Genomic DNA, 20,299 nt, shown 5'->3' on the forward strand with positions numbered 1-20,299 from the left:
AGCCCCCGAAAACCGGGGGCTTTTTTCTTTCCGTTTGGCCGGATCAGCCGCCGGTTCCCATTTCCAGCGTCCACCAGATTTTACCACCGCCTTCCTGATGCCAGGCGAATCCCATTTGGGTGGCCTTGGCGTCCATTATGACAGCCCTCGGTCCGGGTTCCTGCATCCAGGCGGCAAGCGTTTCAGTCTCGGTCTCGTAAGTTTCGGAAATGGCTTCCCCCAGAAACGTGCCGAAATAGCCAACACGCGCTGCCCGGTCGATCGGTGATGAACCGTCTGAACCAAAGTGCCAGGGCCGGTTCTGCCGCGACATATCCTTCGAATGAGTCGCCGCCGCTGCGTTCAGCTGCGCGTTCAGCTGTACGGGCTGCAATCCCTGGGCCTGACGCAAGGCATTGACCGAATCAAGCATGCGGAACTGCAGCTTTTCCGGATTGCCGCGGATCTTATATACGGTCGGCAATGGGCGACCATCAGATCCCAGGGTGGTTGAGCCAGTGTTGGTACATGCCGCAAGTGCGACAAAGCAAATCAACAGTAAAGAAACGATGCGCGTCATGTTCGACCTGATTATTGTATCTCAACAGGGCATAGCGCGCCTGCTTGTTCTGAGCAAACGCGCAATGGCCACAACTTGCGTGATTCTGCCGGTTTGGTTTGCGACTGAAGCATTCTGGCAATAGAATGCCTCTGATTTCAGACCTCACCTAAACACAGGACCCGTCGTCATGGTCAAGAAGCGCATTCATTCGCCCACCCGCAGGGGGTTTCTGGCAGGGGCTACCGCCACTCTGGCTACACCGGCACTGGCGCAATATATCCCGGGCGACCCGCTGCGCCCTGCACCCGAAACCGAACCGGCGGTTCGCCGCAACGTATCCGGGTTCCGGGCATTGGATTGGCAACCGTATTTCTCGAACACCAGAAATGGCGCCATATTGGTCGACACCGTCTCAAGAGCGCTGCATTACTGGTCGGATGACCAAACAGTCTATAAATTGTACCCGTCGTCGGTTCCGCTGACCGAAGAACTCACCCGGCGCGGGCGCACCAGTGTGATCCGCAAGGTCGAAGGCCCAAGCTGGTCTCCGACGCCGTCGATGAAGAAGAGAAATCCGGAATGGCCGGACTATATTCCTCCGGGTCCTGATAACCCATTGGGAACGCACGCTTTATACCTGAGCTGGAAGTATTATCGCATTCACGGCACCCATGATACGCGTAAAATTGGTCGCAGATCGTCGAATGGATGTATCGGCCTTTTCAACGAAGACATCGCCGAGCTGTTTTCGATGGCAAAGGTTGGCACGCAAGTGTTGCTAATATGACGACATTTTCATGTGCGAAGCCGCTTACAGGTCAAGTTGCAATTGCATTCCCGCTCTAATGCTGATTAGAAAAAACTACGAGGTAAGTCTTAGATGTGCGGCTCTGGATATTGGAGCCGTGCAAATTCTGGAGGTTAATATGAAGAAACTCGTTCTCGCCGCAGCTCTGACTGCAGCAGCTTCGACTGCATATGCTGGCAACCTGGAAGAGCCGGTTGTTGAAGCACCAGTTGTTGTTGAAGAAACTCAGGGTTCGTCGCAGGGCATTCTGCTGCCGCTGATCCTGCTGGTCGTTGTTGCTGCTGCTGTTGCTGCAAGCTAATCCGACACGGAATTCATGAAAAAGGCGGTGGAGCAATCCACCGCCTTTTTTAATTCCAACAGGTCTTCAAGCCTGTTGCGCGCCGGGGGATACTGACAGGCCAGTATCAAGCCGTGCCTAACGTTCTCATAGGAAATGCGGGTTGCGTTCTGTAAACGCTTTACTCCAGCCACCCGCACAGATTGTCTTCGATCACTTTTCCAAGTGCCGCGATATGGGCGCCGTCATCGTTAAGGCATGGAATATAGGTAAACGTTTCGCCGCCTGCTTCTTCGAAGCTCTCTTTGATTTCTTCGTTAATCTCTTCCAGCGTTTCGATGCAGTCCGCAGAAAACGCCGGGGCAATAACAGCAATGTTCTTTTTGCCTAGCTTCGCCAGGTCGGCCACGTGTTCCACAGTGTAAGGTTTCAACCATTCTTCGGGGCCAAAGCGCGACTGGAAGGTCGATACCAATTGATCATCCGTCCAGCCCAGTCGCTCCTTTAACAGCCTCGTCGTTTTAGCACACTGACAGTGATAGGGATCGCCCTGCTGCAAATACCGCTCGGGCATCCCATGATATGAGCAGACCAGAATGTCGGGTTTTGTTTCCATAGCCTCGTATGCACGTTCAACTGACTGTGCCAGCGCATCGATATAAATAGGTTCATCGAAATAGGCCGGAACGGTTCGCGTGGCGGGCTGCCAGGCTTCGTCCATCAGCGCGCGAAAGAACTGGTCGTTGGCGGTGGCCGTCGTTGCGCCAGCGTATTGAGGGTAAAGCGGAAAGAACAAGATGCGATCGCACCCTGCCTCTACCATCTCGCGCACTTTGGATTTGGTCGACGGGTTGCCGTAACGCATACAGAAATCGACCATGACCTGATCACCGTATCGTGCGTGCATCGTCTGGCTTAGCTTGGCGGTCTGGTCCTTGGTGATGGTCATCAACGGGCTTTCGCCTTTTTCCTGGTTCCAGATCGATTTGTAAGCCTCGCCGGAACTGAAAGGTCGCTTGGTCAGGATGATCGCCTGTAGAATCGGTTGCCATTTCCACTTTGGATAATCGATGACACGCTGGTCCGACAAAAACTCATTCAGATATCGGCGCATCGGCCAATATGTGTAGTCGTCCGGCGTGCCCAGATTGGCCAGCAATATGCCGACGCGCCCCATCCTGATCTTGGGGTGATCCGTAGGAGCGTGAGCGGGTCGCGTGGCATCAAACATATGAGGCTTCCTGAATTTCTTGCGTTAGGGCCTGAAATAAGGGGATTTGGTCGCGCGTCAATCGGGCAGTTTGCCCTCGTCCGTGCGCAAGGCGTCAGCCAAACGTGCTTGCGCCGACCCAGGACGCAGTGGTTTGGGTTGACTGTCGTGGGGGGACCATCCGGTCAGGCAGATCAGTTCGAACGTGGCTGCCAGACGTCCCGACTCTGTGGTGAAATGAGACGCGTAGATGTTTTGCGCGGCCTCAAATACTGCGCGTTTGGTCGGGTGTTTCAGTCGCCCGGATAACGCATTGGCCTCACCCATATGCCGCAGATCGTGCATCAGGTGCCAGATGTCACGGTACTCAGCCGTGAGCGGCACCGAGTCTGCGACTGGCAAGGCCAGACCTGCCCGCTGCAACAAACCGCCCATGTCTCGCAACCCGGCCATCGGGGCGATGCGGGGGCTGAGGCCACCGGTAACGTCAATCTCGGCCTGACCCAACGCCGCGCGCAATTCGTGCAGCGTTTCGCCGCCCAGACAAACAACCAGCAACAACCCGTCGGGTTTCAGCGCGCGGTGGCATTGGATCAACTGGCCCACCGGATCGTTTGCGCAGTGCAGTGTCATGGCGTGGATCACAAGGTCATGTACGCCGGGTTGCAGTGCCAGCACGTCGTCATCCGCAATGATCGAGGCTTCGGGAAACGCGTCCGTCCAAAGCTGCGGGTATGCGGTCACGATCGCTGCCGCCGTAAAGGTTTTGTTAACCATGGAGAGCCGATCCTGAACCTCGTCCATCGCGGCGCGGTGCAGAAAAAGAGCGTCATCCTGCACGCGGCTGCGATGACGCAGAATAGCGGCACGGTCAAAAAGTGAGGGTGCAGTGGGTTCGGGCAGTTTCATAGCTGGCAAGTATCGTATCGCGCAAAGGATTCAAACCGCACTTGCGCTTATTTATCCACCACGTTGCATGGGGTGTGGCGACCTGACCGAGTCCGATTTCGGCCTGTGTGGCCCATGCTGGCGCGAAACGCCATTTATCGGCGGCACGGTCTGCGAAAGCTGCGGTATGCCCCTGATTGGGGCGCAGGACGGGTTTCGGACTGAGTGCGACGATTGCCTGAAGACCGCGCGCCCCTGGAGGGCAGGCCGCGCCGCGCTTTTGTATGACGGCAAGGCGCGGTCACTGATCCTGGCGTTGAAACATGGTGATCGGCCCGAACTGGCCCGCCCTGCCGCGCAGTGGATGGCGCAGGCAGGGCGCCCATTGCTGCGAGCGGGTATGGTGATTGCTCCGGTTCCTCTGCATTGGTCGCGCTTGCTCAAAAGGCGATACAACCAGTCAGCTCTCTTGGCGCGGAACCTGGGGCGTGAGACAGGATTGGAATGCGTGCCCGATTTGTTGATTCGCAAAAAAAAGACGCCGGTGCTGGACGGCAAAACAGCAGCCGAGCGGGCACAGATCTTGGAAGACGCGATATGCCTTCAGCCCCGAAATGCCCGCCATCTAACTGGCCGGAACGTCTTGCTGGTAGACGACGTGATGACGTCCGGGGCAACACTGGCCGCATGCACTCGGGTCTGTCAGGCGGCGGGGGCAAATCATATTTTTGTGTTGGCTCTGGCGCGCGTTGCTAAGAATGCCTAATTCGCCCAAGATTGCGCGAAATCCGAAGGGAACGGAAAATGAAGTCGGTAGAGATCTATACATCGCCACTGTGCGGGTATTGTCATGCAGCCAAACGCCTTCTGAAGCAGAAAGGTGTTGAGTTCAAGGAAATCGACGTGCTGATGCACCCCAAACGCAAACCTGAAATGATTCAACGTGCCGGAGGCAAACGCACGGTCCCGCAGATTTTCATCGGCACCACGCATGTCGGCGGTTGCGATGATTTGTACGAGTTGGAGCGTCAGGGCAAGCTTGACCGTCTGCTTGCGGCCTGATGAAAACCGCGCTGCTGCAAATCACCTCGTCGGACGATCCGGCTGAAAACCTCGGGATGGTACGAGGCCTGATGGCTGAAGCGGCAGAACAGGGTGCCCGCTTTGTTCTGACGCCAGAGGTTACGAATTGCGTTTCGACCAGCACCACACGGCAGCACGCGGTTTTACAACATGAAGAAGATGACATCACCTTGGCGGGCCTGCGCGAACAGGCTGCTGATCTGGGTGTATGGCTTCTGATCGGCTCGTTGGGGCTCAAGACTCATGACAATGACGGTCGTTTTGCCAACCGCTGCTTTATGATCGGACCGCAAGGTCAGATCGTGGCGCGGTATGACAAGATCCATATGTTCGATGTGCAGGTCACCGAGACCGAGACGTTCCGCGAATCAAAAAACTACCGCCCTGGTGAAAAAGCGGTCATCGCTGAAACGGATTTCGGCAAGGTTGGTCTGACGATCTGTTACGATATCCGCTTTCCATACTTGCACGCGGCGCTGGCGCAGGCGGGCGCGCGCATTCTGACCGTCCCGGCTGCGTTCTCACCGGTCACGGGCGCCGCGCATTGGGAAGCCTTGCTGCGCGCACGCGCAATCGAAACCGGGTGTTGGGTGCTGGCCCCGGCCCAGACAGGGGAACACCCGAAAACCGGTAGCAAAACACGTTATACTCACGGTCACAGCATGGTCGTCGACCCGTGGGGAAAGGTGCTGATCGACGCAGGGACCGATCCAGGCATTCACATTTTCGATTTGGATGATAGTTCTGTAACTGAGGCACGCCGACGTGTCCCTTCACTGCACCACCGCCGATCCTTCGACGGACCCTGACAGAACGGAACAATGACAGACGACACCAATGCCCTTGCGGTCACGCTGTTCAGCGAGATCCTGACCGCCGACCAGCTATTGCGGAACCGGCTTAGTCGCGTGCTGCCCAAGGGCATGGAAATCTCGCATTTCTCGGTTCTGAACCACCTGGCTTTTGTCGCGGATGAGCGCAGCCCGGCGCAGCTGGCCAACACGTTCCACGTCACCCGCGGCGCGATGACCAACACCTTGGCCAAGCTGGAATGGGCCGGATACATCCACATCCGACCCGATTGGGACGATGCCCGCCGCAAGATGGTGGCGATCAGCCCCGCCGGTAAACGCGCGCGGGATCAGGCGATTTCCTCGATTGCCCCGTTGATCAACCGCGTGGTCGGAGAGTTGGGGGACGACCGTGTTCGTTCGACACTGCCGGTGCTGCGCGATCTGAGAAAGCAGCTGGAAGGGGAATAACCTTCAACCCGGTTTCACACTTGCCGTTACGTAATTCACGCTCAAATCCCGGTCCGAAATCGACCAGCTCCACAGGATCGGGTTGAACACGAATCCCTTGCGGTCCACCGGCTCGACCCCGGCTTGGCGCAGCAGGTCGAACAACTCGTCAGGGGTGATGAACTTGTTCCACTCATGCGTGCCGCGCGGCAGCCAGCGCATTACCACCTCGGCCCCGAAAATAGCCATCGCATAAGATTTCGGGTTGCGGTTGATGGTTGAGCAAATCAGCAGCCCGCCGGGCCTGAGCAACTGCTGCGAGGCGGTCAGGAAACCCTCCGGGTCGGCCACATGCTCCACCACTTCCATGTTCAGGACCACGTCGAACTGCTCACCCGCGGCGGCCATGTCTTCGGCTGTGGTGTGGCGATAGTCGATCTGCAAACCGGACTGCTCGGCATGGATACGCGCAACAGGCAGGTTGCCTCCGGCGGCATCGGCCCCGACGACCTCGGCCCCCAGACGCGCCATCGGTTCGCTCAGCAGACCACCGCCACAACCGATATCCAACAGGCGCAGACCTTCGAACGGTTTCCGCGCTTTCAGATCGCGGTCGAATTCACCGGCGATCTGCTGTGTGATATAATCCAAACGGCAAGGATTCAGCATGTGCAAGGGTTTGAATTTCCCATGAGGATCCCACCATTCCGCCGCCATCGCTTCGAATTTTGCGATCTCGGATGGATCCACCGTGTTCGGATGCGCTTGCATTCCTGTCTCCGTATGCTCTTTTACGCTTAAGGACTATATAGGGCCATAATGGACAAGTACCCGGACCAAAAGCGCGCAGTTCAATATCTGTACCCGCCGATCGACCCGTTCGACCAGCGTATGGTCGATATGGGCGACGGGCACCGTATCTATGTGGAACAATGCGGTAATCCCGAAGGCATACCGGTGCTGATCCTGCATGGCGGTCCGGGTGGCGGTTGCAGCCCTGCAATGCGCCGCTACTTTGATCCGCGTGTCTACCGGGTGATTCTATTTGATCAGCGTGGGTGTGGCCGGTCTCGCCCCACGGCTTCGGTTGAAAACAACACGACATGGCATTTGGTGGCCGACATTGAACGGTTGCGCGACCTGCTCGAGATTGATGAATGGATAGCTTTTGGCGGCAGCTGGGGCGCGACCCTTGCCTTGATCTACGCGCAGTCGCATCCCGACAGGGTCAGCCGTTTGGTGCTGCGGGGCGTGTTTCTGGCAACTCAGGCTGAACTTGACTGGTTTTATGGCGGCGGAGTGGGGCGTTTCTGGCCGGAGCAGTGGCAGAAATTCACCGCGCTTTTGCCCGAGGCCGAGCTGAAGGACACCATCACCGCCTATAACAAACGCCTGTTCTCGGGGGACCGCGCGACCGAGACCCTGTATGCGCGGGCATGGTCGCACTGGGAAAATGCGCTGGCATCGATCCATACGAACGGATCAGTGGGCGAAAGTCCCGGCGAATACGCCCGTACATTTGCGCGGCTCGAGAATCACTATTTCTACAATAAGGTGTTTCTGGAAAAGGATGGGCAGATCCTAGATCAAATGGACCGGATCGCTCATATCCCGGGTCACATCGTGCAGGGGCGATACGACATGATTTGCCCGCCGCAGGCCGCCTGGTCGCTAAGCGAACGCTGGCCGAATGCCGAGATCAAGATGGTACGTCAGGCCGGTCATGCGCTTTCTGAACCCGGGATCAGCGCAGAACTGATCCGGATCATGGATCGCGTGGCGGAGGGTTTGGCATGACACGCATCGACCGCCGTGCCTTGTTTGCTTCGGGTGCCGCCGCCGCGCTGCTTGCCGCGACAGGCGCGTCTCTGGCGGACAGACCCGAGAAAGGCGGAACGCTGCGATTGGCCGTGCCGCGCGACGACAGTCTTGAGCAGGTGGCGCGCGGTGCTGTTTTCGACACGCTGACCGAGATCGCCCCGGATGGCACTTTGCGGGGCGAGCTTGCGACGGGCTGGCAAACCGACGCCGATGCGAGGGTCTGGAGCTTTGATCTGCGCAATGATGCGGTGTTCCACGACGGCGCGCCTTTGGACATCTCAGACGTTGCGACCGTATTGGCCGAAGTCGGGTATACCGAGGCATTGACCGCCAACCGTTTGCGGCTGGAACTGGCCGAGGCAAATCCGGGCCTTCCATTCCTTTTGGCGGAAAGTCGTTTTGTCATTGCCCGCAATGGCGAAGGCGTCACGCCGCTACACAGGGCCAACGGTACGGGTTGCTACCGTGTCGAGCGCGCCGAAGACGGGCGACATTTCCTGGGTCGCCGTGTTTCGGGACATTACAAGGACGGTCAGGCCGGTTGGGTCGATGCATTCGAAGTGATCGTTATTCCCGATGCCCGTGTCCGCGCCGAGGCATTGCGCGATGGCTACGTCGATATTGCGGCTTTCCCAGATCCGTCCGAGATCCGCAGTACGCGCGGTCTTCGCTTCCATCCTTCCGAGACCGATATGGCACTGGCCGTTTCTGGGACGGTGGGATTGCCGCGGCAGATTGCCGGACGCACGGTTCTGGACGACGGTCGTATCGCTGAACGGTGGTGGATCGTGTAATTCCGGGTGATACTTCTGTCGGGGGTTGCAGACTCGGATCATCCTGCGTATATGCAGTTTCAACAGCGGCGCGTTGGACTTCCGGTCCAAGGCTCCACCGGAATATTCGACGGGCCGCGCGCCCGTTTTTTTGTGCCCGATTGACAGGGTAGAGAACCTGATGACAAACGACCTGATAGCCAAAGCTGCCATCGACCGGCGACTTGCCGAGATCATCACCCCGGTGATCGAAGACCTGGGGTATGAGCTGGTCCGTGTCCGGCTGATGAGTGGCAAGCAGACCACGCTGCAAATCATGGCTGACAAACCCGAAGGCGGCATCGAAGTGGATGACTGCGCCGAGATTTCGAATGCGGTCAGCGCCACCCTGGATGTGGAGGACCCGATCCTCGACGCCTATACGCTTGAGGTGTCCAGCCCCGGTATCGACCGCCCCCTGACGCGCCTCAAGGATTTTGAGACTTTTGAGGGGTATGAGGCCAAGATCGAAACCTCTGAACTGATCGATGGCCGCCGCCGGTTCAAAGGGGAACTGGCCGGGATCGAAGGGGAAGAGGTTCTGATCAATATTCCCGAAGGGTCCGAGACGATCACAATCGGCCTGCAATTCGACTGGCTGAGTGATGCCAAGCTGGTCCTGACCGATGATCTGATCAAAGAAATGCTGCGCCAGCGCAAAGATATGGGCGCCCTGAACGAAAAAGCTTTCGACGAGATTGAGACCGAAGGGTCCGAAGAGGAGACGAACTGATGGCAATTACCTCAGCCAACCAGCTGGAGCTGCTGCAGACTGCCGAGGCCGTGGCCCGCGAAAAGATGATCGACCCCGGTCTGGTTGTCGAAGCGATGGAGGAATCGCTCGCCCGCGCTGCCAAGAGCCGCTACGGCGCCGAGATGGACATTCGCGTGTCGATCGACCGCAAGACCGGCAAGGCGACATTCACCCGTGTGCGCACCGTGGTCGAGGATGACGAGCTTGAGAACTATCAGGCCGAATTCACCGTCGAACAGGCCAAACAGTACATGGAAGACCCGCAGGTCGGTGACGTTTTTGTTGAAGAAGTGCCGCCGGTCGAAATGGGTCGGATCGCGGCGCAGTCCGCCAAGCAAGTGATCCTGCAAAAGGTCCGCGAAGCCGAGCGTGATCGTCAGTATGAAGAATTCAAGGATCGTGCGGGCACCATCATCAACGGTGCCGTCAAGCGCGAAGAATTCGGCAATGTTATCGTCGATCTGGGCGGTGCCGAGGCCGTTCTGCGCCGCAACGACAAGATTGGGCGCGAAAGCTATCGCCCGAATGATCGTGTGCGCGCGTATATCAAGGAAGTCCGCCGCGAAGTGCGTGGCCACCAGATCTTCCTGTCGCGTACCGCTCCGGAATTCATGGCCGAGCTGTTCAAGATGGAAGTACCGGAAATCTATGACGGTATCATCGAGGTCAAGGCCGTGGCCCGTGACCCAGGTTCACGCGCCAAGATCGCCGTAATTTCCTATGACGGCTCGATTGATCCCGTTGGCGCTTGCGTTGGTATGCGCGGCAGCCGCGTACAGGCCGTTGTGAACGAACTGCAGGGTGAGAAGATTGACATCATCCCGTGGAACGAAGACCAACCGACCTTCCTGGTTAACGCGTTGCAACCTGCCGAGGTTTCGAAGGTTGTTCTGGACGAAGAAGCAGGCAAGATCGAGGTTGTGGTTCCTGAAGAGCAACTGTCTCTTGCAATCGGTCGTCGCGGTCAGAACGTGCGTCTGGCAAGCCAACTGACCGGCCTGGACATCGACATCATGACCGAAGCTGAAGAATCAGCACGCCGTCAGAAGGAATTCGAATCTCGTACCAAGCTGTTCATGGACAGTCTGGATCTGGACGAATTCTTTGCGCAGCTGCTGGTGTCCGAAGGCTTCACCAATCTCGAAGAAGTTGCCTATGTCGAGATTGACGAACTTCTGGTCATTGATGGCGTCGACGAAGGTACCGCGCAGGAACTTCAGACTCGGGCGCGTGAATTCCTTGAAGCCCAGGCCAAAGCCGCTCTGGATGCCGCGCGCGCACTGGGTGCCGAGGACAGCCTCATTGAATTCGAAGGCCTGACACCCCAGATGGTAGAGGCTCTGGCCAAGGACGATGTGAAGACGCTGGAAGACTTCGCAACCTGTGCAGACTGGGAACTGGCCGGTGGCTGGACCACAGTTGACGGTGAACGCGTCAAGGATGATGGCGTGCTGGAGCCCTTTGGCGTCACGCTCGAAGAAGCACAGGACATGGTCATGACTGCGCGTATCCTGTTGGGTTGGGTTGATCCGGCCGAGCTGGAGCAGGCGGAAGAAGACATCGACGGCGACGCAGCAGACGAGGAGGTCGAGGCCTGATCTCAGGTCTCGGGTGGCGCGTATGGGTCGCGGTGGCGTCCATAAGGATCGGTCTGACGGACCCGAACGCAAGTGCATCGCCACAGGCGAGGTTCAGCCTAAATATGGCTTGATCCGCTTTGTGACGGGGCCGGACGGTCAGGTCTTTCCGGATGTCGCGGCAAAGTTGCCGGGGCGGGGCGTTTATGTGGCGGCGGATCGTGCCGCGCTGGACAAGGCCATTGGCAAGAAACTGTTTGCGCGGGGGTTCAAGGCACAGGTGACCGTGCCTCAGGACCTGACGGCAGAGGTTGAAAAACAGATCGCGCGCCGTGTGATTGAGTTGCTCAGTCTGGCGCGCAAGTCCGGCGACGCGGTTGCCGGGTATGAAAAGGTCAAGTCGTGGCTGGACCGGGAAGAGGCTCAGGTGCTGATTCAGGCCACTGATGGATCGGGGCGCGGCAAGTCGAAGCTCAGTACGCCGCACTTAGGAAAATACATCGGTTGGCTGACGGCAGACGAATTAGGGCAAGCATTTGGGCGCCAAACGGTGATTCATGCGGCCTTGGCCTCTGGCGGACTCGCCAAACGTGTTGTAGAGGAAGCGCAGCGCCTGCGTGGCTTGCGCGAAACGGATGACGGCGGCAAGGGCCGCGCGGAAGGGTAAGAAGCTTTATGAGCGATAGTGACGGCAAAAAGACATTGGGTCTTCGTGGCGGGGCACGCCCCGGAAATGTGAAACAGAGTTTCAGCCACGGACGCACCAAGAATGTCGTGGTGGAAACCAAACGCAAGCGCGTGGTGGTCCCCAAGCCGGGCGCGGCAAAGCCGGGTGGCGGTGCCGCCCCTTCGGGTGATCCGTCGCGTCGTCCCGCAGGTATTTCCGACGCGGAAATGGCGCGCCGTATGAAAGCTTTGCAGGCTGCCAAGGCCCGCGAGGTCGAAGAGGCCGCTGAACGCGAAGCCGCTGAAAAGGCACGCGAAGAAGAACGTGTGCGCCGCCGTGCGGAACAGGAAGCGAAAGAGCGCGAGCAGCGTGAAGCCGAAGAGCGCGCCCGTCAGAAAGCCGAAGATGAAGAGCGCAAGCGCGTGGAGGCTGAAGAAGAAGCCAAGCGTGCTGCTGTTGCTGCTGTCGCTTCGCCGGCCCCTGAAGAAGCCAAAGCTGCACGCAGCCCGGCCAGCAAACCTGCGCCTGCAGCCGCGCCTCGCAAGCAGGATCGCGAACGCGAACAGCGCGGTCGTGGCAAGGGCCGCGAAGACAACCGTCGTTCAGGCAAGCTGACACTGGGTCAGGCCACTGGTGACGAAGGCAGCCGCCAGCGGTCGATGGCAGCGATGAAGCGCAAGCAGGAACGCGCCCGTCAGAAAGCCATGGGCGGTTCGGTCGAGCGTGAAAAGGTGATCCGCGACGTACAACTGCCTGAGGCGATCATGGTCTCGGAACTGGCCAACCGTATGGCCGAGCGTGTGGCTGACGTGGTCAAATCGCTGATGCAGATGGGTATGATGGTCACGCAGAACCAGACCATCGATGCCGATACTGCCGAGCTTATCATTGAAGAATTCGGCCATAAAGTCACCCGCGTCTCTGATTCGGATGTCGAAGACGTCATCAAAGAGATAGAAGACAGCGAGGACGATCTGAAGCCCCGTCCACCCGTCATCACCATCATGGGTCACGTCGACCACGGGAAAACATCGCTGCTGGATGCAATCCGCGATGCGCGCGTTGTGGCTGGTGAGGCCGGTGGCATCACCCAGCATATCGGCGCCTATCAGGTGAAAACCGATGGTGGATCGACGCTGACATTCCTGGATACACCCGGCCACGCGGCGTTTACCTCGATGCGTTCGCGCGGTGCTCAGGTGACCGATATCGTGGTTCTGGTTGTCGCTGCCGATGACGCGGTCATGCCGCAGACAATCGAGGCGATCAATCACGCGAAGGCGGCCAAAGTGCCGATGATCGTGGCGATCAACAAGATCGACAAGCATGATGCAAATCCGGACAAGGTGCGCACCGATCTGTTGCAACACGAGGTGATCGTCGAGAAAATGTCGGGTGAGGTTCAGGACGTAGAAGTGTCCGCCATCACCGGTCAGGGTCTGGACGAGCTGCTGGAAGCCATCGCATTGCAGGCCGAGATTCTGGAACTGAAAGCCAACCCCGATCGCGCAGCCCAGGGTGCCGTGATCGAGGCGCAGCTGGATGTGGGCCGCGGTCCGGTCGCGACCGTTCTGGTTCAGAACGGCACGCTGCGTCAGGGCGATATCTTTGTTGTGGGTGAGCAGTACGGTAAGGTCCGTGCGCTGATCAATGACAAGGGTGAACGCGTTCAGGAAGCGGGTCCTTCGGTTCCGGTCGAGGTTCTGGGTCTCAATGGCACACCGGAAGCCGGTGACGTTCTGAACGTGACCGAGACTGAAGCACAGGCGCGCGAGATCGCCGCCTACCGCGAGCAGGCCGCCAAGGACAAACGCGCTGCCGCCGGTGCCGCTACCACCCTTGAGCAGCTGATGCAGAAGGCCAAGGAAGACGAAAGCGTCACCGAACTGCCGATTCTGATGAAAGCGGACGTGCAGGGCTCGGCTGAGGCCATCGTTCAGGCGATGGAGAAGATCGGCAACGACGAGGTACGCGTGCGCGTATTGCATTCGGGCGTGGGTGCAATCACCGAAACCGATGTCGGTCTTGCCGAGGCCTCGGGTGCTCCGATCCTGGGTTTCAACGTGCGGGCCAATGCGTCTGCCCGGAACACGGCAAACCAGAAAGGTGTCGAGATTCGCTATTACTCGGTTATCTACGATCTGGTGGACGACGTGAAAGCTGCCGCATCGGGTCTGTTGAGCGCCGAGATTCGCGAGAAGTTCATCGGTTACGCCGAAATCCGCGAAGTCTTTAAGGTCACCGGCGTTGGCAAGGTTGCCGGCTGTCTGGTTACCGAAGGTGTGGCGCGACGTTCCGCCGGTGTCCGCCTGCTGCGCGACAACGTGGTTATTCACGAAGGCACGCTGAAAACACTGAAGCGTTTCAAGGACGAAGTGGCCGAGGTTCAGTCGGGTCAGGAATGCGGTATGGCATTCGAGAACTACGATGACATTCGCGCAGGCGACGTGATCGAAATCTTCGAGCGCGAAGAAGTCACCCGCACGCTGGACTAACCCGGCATAAGATGAGAACGAAAAACAGCGGCCCCCTTAGGCCGCTGTTTTCTTTTGTCGAGGCGCTTATTTTGTTTGGGGCAGAAACGTAGCTGAATGCATGATGATATCGAAATGATGCATTCCTTGCGCGAGCATAAAGCTGACAGAGTGTCCGGACTTTCGCAGCCTTTCGGCATAGTCACGGCTTTGGCGAATGAACTCACCCGTATCCCGTTCGGCCACCGAAACATGGTATCGAGGACCGGGCCGGGGCAGATTGCGGATGGGTGACAGATCGTTGACTTCGACTGGTGTCAATTGCAGCGGCTCGTTCACCGACATCAGGCTGATCGGTTCCAGGTCGTATATACCGCTGATCAGAATCACATCCCGCACCCGGAGCCCCGCTTTGGCAAGGGCATCTGATGAGGTTGCCATCACCATCGCCGCCAGATGCGCGCCTGCACTGTGACCTGACAGGGTGATCCGCGACGGATCGAACCCCAACTCCCCAGCCTGGGCCGCCAGCCACAACAACGCGTCACGGCACTCGTCGATCATGTCGCCAATCCGGGCATCGGGTGCCAGCGTGTAGTTCACAGTCGCAAAAGCTTGCCCGTGTTCCAACAGCCCCGGCGCCATCAGAGACGACTCATTCTGGCTGAGCGCCTGCCAGTACCCGCCGTGAATGAAGACGTGCAAGGGTGCCTTGTCATCGCGAGCGGGAAAGAAATCCAAAACTTGAACGGGGCTGTCACCATAAGCCAGACTTTCCCGTACCCGAAAGTCGGCCCGCGCCTGAGCACTCAGCGCCTGATAACTGGCAAGATAGGGGCTCAGGTCGCCGCCGATCATTGTGCTGGGAGAGTACTCCCGCTCCAGATCGGATTGCGAAAATCCTCGATACAACATGTCTTAGTTCTGCCCGCTATACATCAATTCCGTACGCACGTCGTAAAGGTCGTGGAAAAACCGCAGCTCTAGCGCCTTTCGCAAAAAGGCCACGCCGCTTGAGCCACCAGTGCCAGGTTGCATCCCGATCACGCGCTCAACCGCGGTGGCATGGTCAAAGCGCCAGCGTTGAAACAAACTTTCCACATCCATCAGCTTTTCGGCCAAAGCATAAAGATCCCAGTATTTTTCAGTGTTTCGAAACACCTCCACCCAAATTTGCACCACGCGCGAATCGCCGGAATAGGGTTGGGCGTAATCGCGTTCGATCAGATCTTTGGGCACATCGAACCCTTGGCGGGCCAACATGTGCAACACCTCGTCATAAAGCGACGGTTTGGTCAGTGCGGCATTCAGCATCTCCATCACCTCTGGGTCATGCGTATGGACCTTCAGTGTTGAGGCATCCTTGTTGCCGAGAATGAATTCGATCTGCCGATACCCGTAGCTCTGAAACCCTGACGAGCTGCCAAGAGCCTGCCGAAACGTCATATAGTCGGCAGGCGTCATGGTCAGCAGGGTTTCCCAAGCCGCAATCAACTGCCGTTGAATGGCCTTGATTCGGTCGAGGTTTTTCATGGCTGGGCCAAATTCATCCTGTTGCAGAAAACGGCGCACCTCGACCAGTTGGTGGTGCATCAGTTTCAGCCACAGTTCGCTGACCTGATGGATAATAATGAACAGCATCTCGTCCGGCTGCGCAGGGTCCTGAAAGGTCTTTTGCAGATTCAGCAGCGTTTTGAGTTGCAGAAAATCTCCATAGCTTTTGCGATGTGTCTCGGCGAAATCAGTGATCAGAGTGTCTTCGACACCTCTTTGCAACAGACGATCGTCTTTGTTCTCGCCCATCTCATGCCTCCGTTGTGCGATCCTTGCACCTGTCTAGGCGTTGAGTTCGTAACTTTCCAGCGGGTTAGGTCCAGTCAAGGACAACCTTGCCTGAGAGGCCGGATTTCATCGCGGCAAAACCATCCGCGAAATCATCAACCGCAAAGCGATGCGTGATCACGCGGGACACATCCAAGCCATTTTGCAGCATGGCGATCATCTTGTACCAGGTCTCGAACATTTCGCGACCATAGACACCCTTGATTGTGATCGCCTTGAAAACGATACGCGACCAGTCGACTGGAGATTTCCCCGGCGGTATCCCCAGCAAGGCGATTTTCCCACCCATCACAAGCGCTTCGACCATCTGGTCAAGCGCGGCTTGTGAGCCGGACATTTCAAGCCCCACATCAAAGCCTTCTTTCATTCCTAGCTGTGCGATGATGTCGTGCAAATCTTGTTTGGAAACATCAACGGTCCGCACCGACGGCACGACATGTTCCGCGAGTTTCAATCGTTCAGCGTTTATGTCGGTAATCACAACGTTACGGGCACCTGCATGGCGGGCAACGGCGGCGGCCATGATGCCAATGGGTCCTGCGCCGGTGATCAGGACATCTTCGCCCAGAAGATCGAAGCTTAACGCGGTGTGTACCGCATTGCCCAGCGGATCAAGGATTGCCCCGATCTCATCCGGGATATCATCCGGTAGGGGAACAACATTGAAGGCAGGCAGTTTCAGGTATTGCGCAAACGCGCCCTGTTCATTCACCCCGATCCCGCGCGTGCCGGGGTCGAGGTGAAACTTGCCTGCGCGGCTTTGACGGCTTTCAGTGCCGATCAGATGCCCTTCGCCGGAACAGCGCTGCCCAACGTTCAGGCCGGTTACGTTGCGCCCAATCTCAACGATTTCCCCAGCGAACTCATGACCAGTGATCATCGGAACCGGAACGGTGTGAGAGGCCCACTCATCCCAGTTCCAGATGTGAATGTCGGTACCGCAAATTCCGGTCTTGTTGATCTTGATCAGCACCTCATCCGGCCCGATTTCCGGGACCGGGGCCTGTACCATCCACAACCCCTCTTCGGGTTTCGACTTTTCCAGCGCTTTCATCGTGTTGGGTCGCATCAGATCACCCCCAGTTCCTTGCCGACTTTGCCAAAGGCCGCCAGAGCGCGGTCCAGTTCGTCCCGCGTCAGGGCGGCGTTCATCTGTGTCCTGATCCGCGCCTGCCCGCGGGGAACAACAGGAAAGAAGAAGCCCGAGACATACACGCCCTCGTCAAACAGCTTGGTGGCCATCTCTTGTGCCAGCGTCGCGTCGCCCAGCATGACAGGGATGATCGGATGTTCGCCGGGCAAAACGTCAAAGCCAAGCTTTTCCAAACCGGCACGCCAGTACTTTGCGTTTCCGAACAACTGCGCGCGTAGAATGTCGCCTTCTTCGACCAGGCGGATCGCCTCAATCCCTGCGGCGACGATGGATGGCGGCAGCGAGTTCGAGAAAAGATAGGGCCGCGCCCGCTGCCGCAGCAGGTCGATCACTGGCTGCGGCCCGGCGATGTAGCCGCCGATTGCCCCCCCAAGTGCCTTGCCCAAAGTTCCAGTCAGAATGTCGACGTCAACACCAAAGTGATCCGGTGTTCCTGCACCGCGCGGCCCCATGAAGCCCGTTGCATGGCAATCATCGACCATCACGATGGCGTCGTATTTGTCAGCCAGTTCGCGAATTTTCGGCAGGTTGGCCAGATAGCCATCCATCGAGAACACGCCATCGGTTGCGATCATGATGTGACGCGCGCCATCCTCGCGCGCTTGCTTCAGCCACGCTTCCAGGTCGTTCATGTCATTGTTCAGATAGCGATAGCGCTTGGCCTTGCACAGCCGCACCCCGTCAATGATCGAGGCGTGGTTCAGACTGTCCGAAATGATGGCATCTTCAGGCCCCAGCAACGGTTCGAACAGCCCGCCATTGGCATCAAAGCAGGCCGCAAACAGGATCGCATCGTCCTTGTTCAGGAACTTCGCCAACCGCTGTTCCAGTTCACGGTGAATATCCTGCGTCCCGCAGATGAACCGGACCGAGGCCATACCGAATCCTTTCGGACCCATCGCATTTGTTGCGGCCTCGATCAGCGCGGGGTGATCCGCAAGACCCAGATAGTTGTTGGCGCACAGGTTGATCACCCGTTTGCCGCCAACCGTAATCTCACCGCCCTGAGGCGAGGTGATCATTCGTTCGCGCTTATACAGCCCCTCGGATTCGATCTGCGCGAGTGTGTCCGTGATGTGGGACAGGAATGCATCTGCCATGGCGACCTCCGTTCAACTGAGTCGCACGTCTAACATAGCGGATGGATTTCCCAAATAGGGGAATTTCAATATACAGGAAAATTTTCCGTGAAGGCGGAAATCTGCTGATGTCAGGCGTTCTTTACGATCAGAAACACCCGCGCTGGTTCTTTGGCCGAGATGGAATGCACGATATCCGCGGCATAGCGGGCGGTATCCCCTTGGCTCAGTTCCGACTCGGCACTGCCCGATGTAACCTTGACGGCGCCTTCCAGCACGGTCAGCTGCTCACGCGCGCCGCGCGCATGGGGCTGGCTGTTCAAGGCCCCGCCTTTGTCGAACACGATATCGTAAACCTCATGACCTCCGGCCTCTTCCGGCGGGGACAGGATGCGAATGCGGCAGTTCTGCCCCATATTGTCGATGCTGGGCACTTCGGACGCGCGCAGCACCTCGATCTGATCACTGGCTTTTGAACCTTCCAGAAGACCGGCAAAATCCACCTGTAGCGCACGGGTCAGGTTCCAGAGGGTCGAGATCGTCGGGCTGCTTTCCCCGCGTTCGATCTGGCTAACCATGGATCTGGACACGCCACTCAGGTTTGCGACTGCTTCCAGCGACAGTCCTTTGGCCCGGCGTGCGTCTTTCAGGCGGGCGGGCAAAAGGTTCAGGATATCGTCTGTGTTCTCCGTCATGACGGAATCCATGCGTGTTGGGACCCCGCTTGTCAATTCCATCCGTGACGGCACGTCCTATAGGACAGGATCATGCTGCATGTGCATACTGACGACGATTCCAAGAGGAGAAAGACATGACAGACATCGTATTGTTGGATGGTGCGCGCACCGCGATTGGAACTTTTGGTGGCGCACTTGCGTCAACCGCGCCCATTGATCTGGCGACGGTGGTCACCGAAGCGGCCTTGGAGCGGTCAGGGGTAGAAGGTGCTCAAATCGGGCATGTTGTGTTTGGTCATGTCATCAACACCGAGCCTCGGGACATGTACCTGTCGCGCGTTGCCGCGATGCAGGCCGGGATTCCGAACGGCACCCCTGCGATGAATGTAAACCGACTGTGTGGTTCAGGCGCACAGGCGATCGTGTCGGCAATGCAGTCCTTGATGCTTGGCGATGCCGATTTTGTCGTGGCAGGTGGGGCAGAAAGCATGTCGCGAAGCCCTTACATTGTTCCACAGGCACGCTGGGGCGCGAAAATGGGTGATGTCACATCACTGGACATGATGCTGGGTGCGTTGAACTGCCCCTTTGGCACAGGGCACATGGGTGTGACGGCCGAGAACGTTGCCGATGAACACCAGATCAGCCGTGAACACATGGACGAATTCGCCCTTGCCAGCCAGACCCGCGCGGCCGCCGCAATTGAAGCCGGATATTTCGAAAGTCAGATCGTGCCCGTTCAGGTGAAGGTCAAGCGGGACATGGTGGATTTCAAAGTTGATGAGCATCCCAAAGCGACGACCGCCGAAGCGCTGGCCGGGTTGCGACCTGTGTTCAAGAAAGATGGGCGTGTAACGGCAGGCAATGCCTCGGGCATCAACGATGGCGCGGCGGCGATGGTTCTGGCAACGGCGGATGCGGCGGAAAAGGCCGGGTTGAAGCCAAAAGCACGTGTAATCGGCTATGCACATGCTGGCGTGCGCCCCGAAGTCATGGGTATTGGCCCGGTGCCGGCCGTGCAAAACCTGCTCAGGAAGACGGGTCTTTCGGTGGAAGATTTCGATGTGATCGAAAGCAACGAAGCATTTGCCGCGCAGGCGCTGGCCGTCAATCAGGAGCTTGGGTTGGATGCAGCGAAAGTGAACCCGAATGGAGGCGCGATAGCACTAGGGCACCCTGTAGGCGCGACGGGCGCCATCATTACCATGAAGACACTTTACGAGTTGGAGCGTACAGGCGGATCAAAAGGGTTGATCACCATGTGTATTGGTGGCGGTCAGGGGATCGCCATTGCCATCGAGCGGCTCTGATCCGGGTTTGGGCAAGGGGGGCTGTCTGCCCCCCATCGCGCAAGGCGCGATTCCCCCCGAGGATATTTTCAGCCAGATGAAG

General features: G+C 58.0%; 22 protein-coding genes. 13 read left to right on the plus strand and 9 right to left on the minus strand.

Going from position 1 to position 20,299, the window contains the following annotated elements:
- Window positions 1-43 precede the first annotated feature (43 nt).
- Window positions 44-559 (minus strand): divisome-associated lipoprotein DalA, encoded by a 516-nt coding sequence (gene dalA, locus ACR0BF_RS16100; protein ID WP_209507204.1) that lies wholly within the window; start codon window positions 557-559, stop codon window positions 44-46.
- Between the two features lie 169 nt (window positions 560-728).
- On the opposite strand from dalA, the gene ACR0BF_RS16105 reads away from it, so the two are divergent.
- The gene (locus ACR0BF_RS16105) at window positions 729-1,328 is read left to right on the plus strand and encodes a L,D-transpeptidase (protein WP_267363097.1); all 600 of its coding nucleotides are present in this window, start codon (window positions 729-731) and stop codon (window positions 1,326-1,328) included.
- Window positions 1,329-1,467: 139 nt separating this feature from the next.
- Window positions 1,468-1,650, plus strand: coding sequence for a hypothetical protein (locus tag ACR0BF_RS16110; protein ID WP_117870963.1), 183 nt, complete (start codon window positions 1,468-1,470; stop codon window positions 1,648-1,650).
- A 160-nt stretch (window positions 1,651-1,810) separates the two neighbouring features.
- Here ACR0BF_RS16110 and hemH read toward each other — a convergent pair whose 3' ends face one another.
- Both hemH and ACR0BF_RS16120 read right to left on the minus strand, forming a co-directional pair.
- A complete protein-coding gene (gene hemH / locus ACR0BF_RS16115) occupies window positions 1,811-2,860 on the minus strand; it encodes a ferrochelatase (protein ID WP_480625308.1) in 1,050 nt (349 codons plus the stop codon).
- 57 nt (window positions 2,861-2,917) lie between these two features.
- Window positions 2,918-3,748 carry a methyltransferase domain-containing protein gene (locus tag ACR0BF_RS16120; RefSeq protein ID WP_480488123.1) on the minus strand — a complete coding sequence of 277 codons (831 nt, stop codon included), beginning with the start codon at window positions 3,746-3,748 and terminating at the stop codon, window positions 2,918-2,920.
- Here ACR0BF_RS16120 and ACR0BF_RS16125 point away from each other — a divergent pair.
- From ACR0BF_RS16125 to ACR0BF_RS16140, 4 genes are read left to right on the plus strand one after another with little or no spacing between them, the layout of a single operon-like run.
- On the plus strand, window positions 3,729-4,493 hold the full coding sequence (locus ACR0BF_RS16125; protein WP_480625309.1) for a double zinc ribbon domain-containing protein: 765 nt from the start codon (window positions 3,729-3,731) through the stop codon (window positions 4,491-4,493). The two genes, ACR0BF_RS16120 and ACR0BF_RS16125, sit on opposite strands and share 20 nt — an antisense overlap.
- A 38-nt stretch (window positions 4,494-4,531) precedes the next feature.
- The gene (grxC, locus tag ACR0BF_RS16130; protein WP_480474786.1) at window positions 4,532-4,789 is read left to right on the plus strand and encodes a glutaredoxin 3; all 258 of its coding nucleotides are present in this window, start codon (window positions 4,532-4,534) and stop codon (window positions 4,787-4,789) included.
- The gene (locus ACR0BF_RS16135; RefSeq protein ID WP_480474788.1) at window positions 4,789-5,619 is read left to right on the plus strand and encodes a carbon-nitrogen hydrolase family protein; all 831 of its coding nucleotides are present in this window, start codon (window positions 4,789-4,791) and stop codon (window positions 5,617-5,619) included. Before grxC ends, ACR0BF_RS16135 begins: the two co-directional genes overlap by 1 nt.
- Before the next feature lie 12 nt (window positions 5,620-5,631).
- A complete protein-coding gene (locus tag ACR0BF_RS16140) occupies window positions 5,632-6,072 on the plus strand; it encodes a MarR family winged helix-turn-helix transcriptional regulator (protein WP_267363106.1) in 441 nt (146 codons plus the stop codon).
- Window positions 6,073-6,075: 3 nt separating this feature from the next.
- Here ACR0BF_RS16140 and ubiG read toward each other — a convergent pair whose 3' ends face one another.
- Window positions 6,076-6,822 carry a bifunctional 2-polyprenyl-6-hydroxyphenol methylase/3-demethylubiquinol 3-O-methyltransferase UbiG gene (ubiG, locus tag ACR0BF_RS16145; RefSeq protein WP_480606542.1) on the minus strand — a complete coding sequence of 249 codons (747 nt, stop codon included), beginning with the start codon at window positions 6,820-6,822 and terminating at the stop codon, window positions 6,076-6,078.
- Window positions 6,823-6,870: 48 nt separating this feature from the next.
- Between ubiG and pip the strand changes: the two genes are divergently transcribed.
- The 6 genes from pip to infB all read left to right on the plus strand — a co-directional run bounded on the left by pip (window position 6,871) and on the right by infB (window position 14,177).
- Window positions 6,871-7,848 (plus strand): prolyl aminopeptidase, encoded by a 978-nt coding sequence (gene pip, locus ACR0BF_RS16150; RefSeq protein WP_480474792.1) that lies wholly within the window; start codon window positions 6,871-6,873, stop codon window positions 7,846-7,848.
- Window positions 7,845-8,666: an ABC transporter substrate-binding protein gene (locus ACR0BF_RS16155; protein ID WP_480555267.1), complete on the plus strand. Its 822-nt coding sequence runs from the start codon at window positions 7,845-7,847 to the stop codon at window positions 8,664-8,666. The genes pip and ACR0BF_RS16155 overlap by 4 nt, the downstream gene beginning before the upstream one ends.
- Window positions 8,667-8,826: 160 nt before the next feature.
- A complete protein-coding gene (gene rimP / locus ACR0BF_RS16160) occupies window positions 8,827-9,417 on the plus strand; it encodes a ribosome maturation factor RimP (RefSeq protein WP_480606548.1) in 591 nt (196 codons plus the stop codon).
- Window positions 9,417-11,036, plus strand: coding sequence for a transcription termination factor NusA (nusA, locus tag ACR0BF_RS16165; RefSeq protein ID WP_480474797.1), 1,620 nt, complete (start codon window positions 9,417-9,419; stop codon window positions 11,034-11,036). Before rimP ends, nusA begins: the two co-directional genes overlap by 1 nt.
- 22 nt (window positions 11,037-11,058) lie before the next feature.
- The gene (locus ACR0BF_RS16170) at window positions 11,059-11,682 is read left to right on the plus strand and encodes an RNA-binding protein (RefSeq protein ID WP_480474799.1); all 624 of its coding nucleotides are present in this window, start codon (window positions 11,059-11,061) and stop codon (window positions 11,680-11,682) included.
- Between the two features lie 8 nt (window positions 11,683-11,690).
- Window positions 11,691-14,177, plus strand: coding sequence for a translation initiation factor IF-2 (gene infB / locus ACR0BF_RS16175; RefSeq protein ID WP_480519995.1), 2,487 nt, complete (start codon window positions 11,691-11,693; stop codon window positions 14,175-14,177).
- 66 nt (window positions 14,178-14,243) lie between these two features.
- Here the strand turns inward: infB and ACR0BF_RS16180 are convergent, their stop codons facing one another.
- The 5 genes from ACR0BF_RS16180 to ACR0BF_RS16200 all read right to left on the minus strand — a co-directional run bounded on the left by ACR0BF_RS16180 (window position 14,244) and on the right by ACR0BF_RS16200 (window position 18,925).
- The gene (locus ACR0BF_RS16180; protein ID WP_480625310.1) at window positions 14,244-15,071 is read right to left on the minus strand and encodes an alpha/beta hydrolase; all 828 of its coding nucleotides are present in this window, start codon (window positions 15,069-15,071) and stop codon (window positions 14,244-14,246) included.
- Window positions 15,072-15,074: 3 nt separating this feature from the next.
- Window positions 15,075-15,959 carry a tryptophan 2,3-dioxygenase gene (locus tag ACR0BF_RS16185; protein ID WP_480494561.1) on the minus strand — a complete coding sequence of 295 codons (885 nt, stop codon included), beginning with the start codon at window positions 15,957-15,959 and terminating at the stop codon, window positions 15,075-15,077.
- Window positions 15,960-16,023: 64 nt separating this feature from the next.
- Window positions 16,024-17,052: an L-threonine 3-dehydrogenase gene (gene tdh, locus ACR0BF_RS16190; protein ID WP_480606586.1), complete on the minus strand. Its 1,029-nt coding sequence runs from the start codon at window positions 17,050-17,052 to the stop codon at window positions 16,024-16,026.
- A gap of 14 nt (window positions 17,053-17,066) precedes the next feature.
- On the minus strand, window positions 17,067-18,251 hold the full coding sequence (locus ACR0BF_RS16195; protein WP_480606558.1) for a glycine C-acetyltransferase: 1,185 nt from the start codon (window positions 18,249-18,251) through the stop codon (window positions 17,067-17,069).
- A 110-nt stretch (window positions 18,252-18,361) separates the two neighbouring features.
- Complete coding sequence (locus tag ACR0BF_RS16200) at window positions 18,362-18,925, minus strand: helix-turn-helix domain-containing protein (protein WP_480625311.1); 564 nt, start codon at window positions 18,923-18,925, stop codon at window positions 18,362-18,364.
- A 116-nt stretch (window positions 18,926-19,041) separates the two neighbouring features.
- Between ACR0BF_RS16200 and ACR0BF_RS16205 the strand changes: the two genes are divergently transcribed.
- On the plus strand, window positions 19,042-20,217 hold the full coding sequence (locus ACR0BF_RS16205; RefSeq protein WP_480625312.1) for an acetyl-CoA C-acyltransferase family protein: 1,176 nt from the start codon (window positions 19,042-19,044) through the stop codon (window positions 20,215-20,217).
- Window positions 20,218-20,299 lie beyond the last annotated feature (82 nt).

Source organism: Ruegeria sp. AG7 (genome assembly GCF_056541545.1).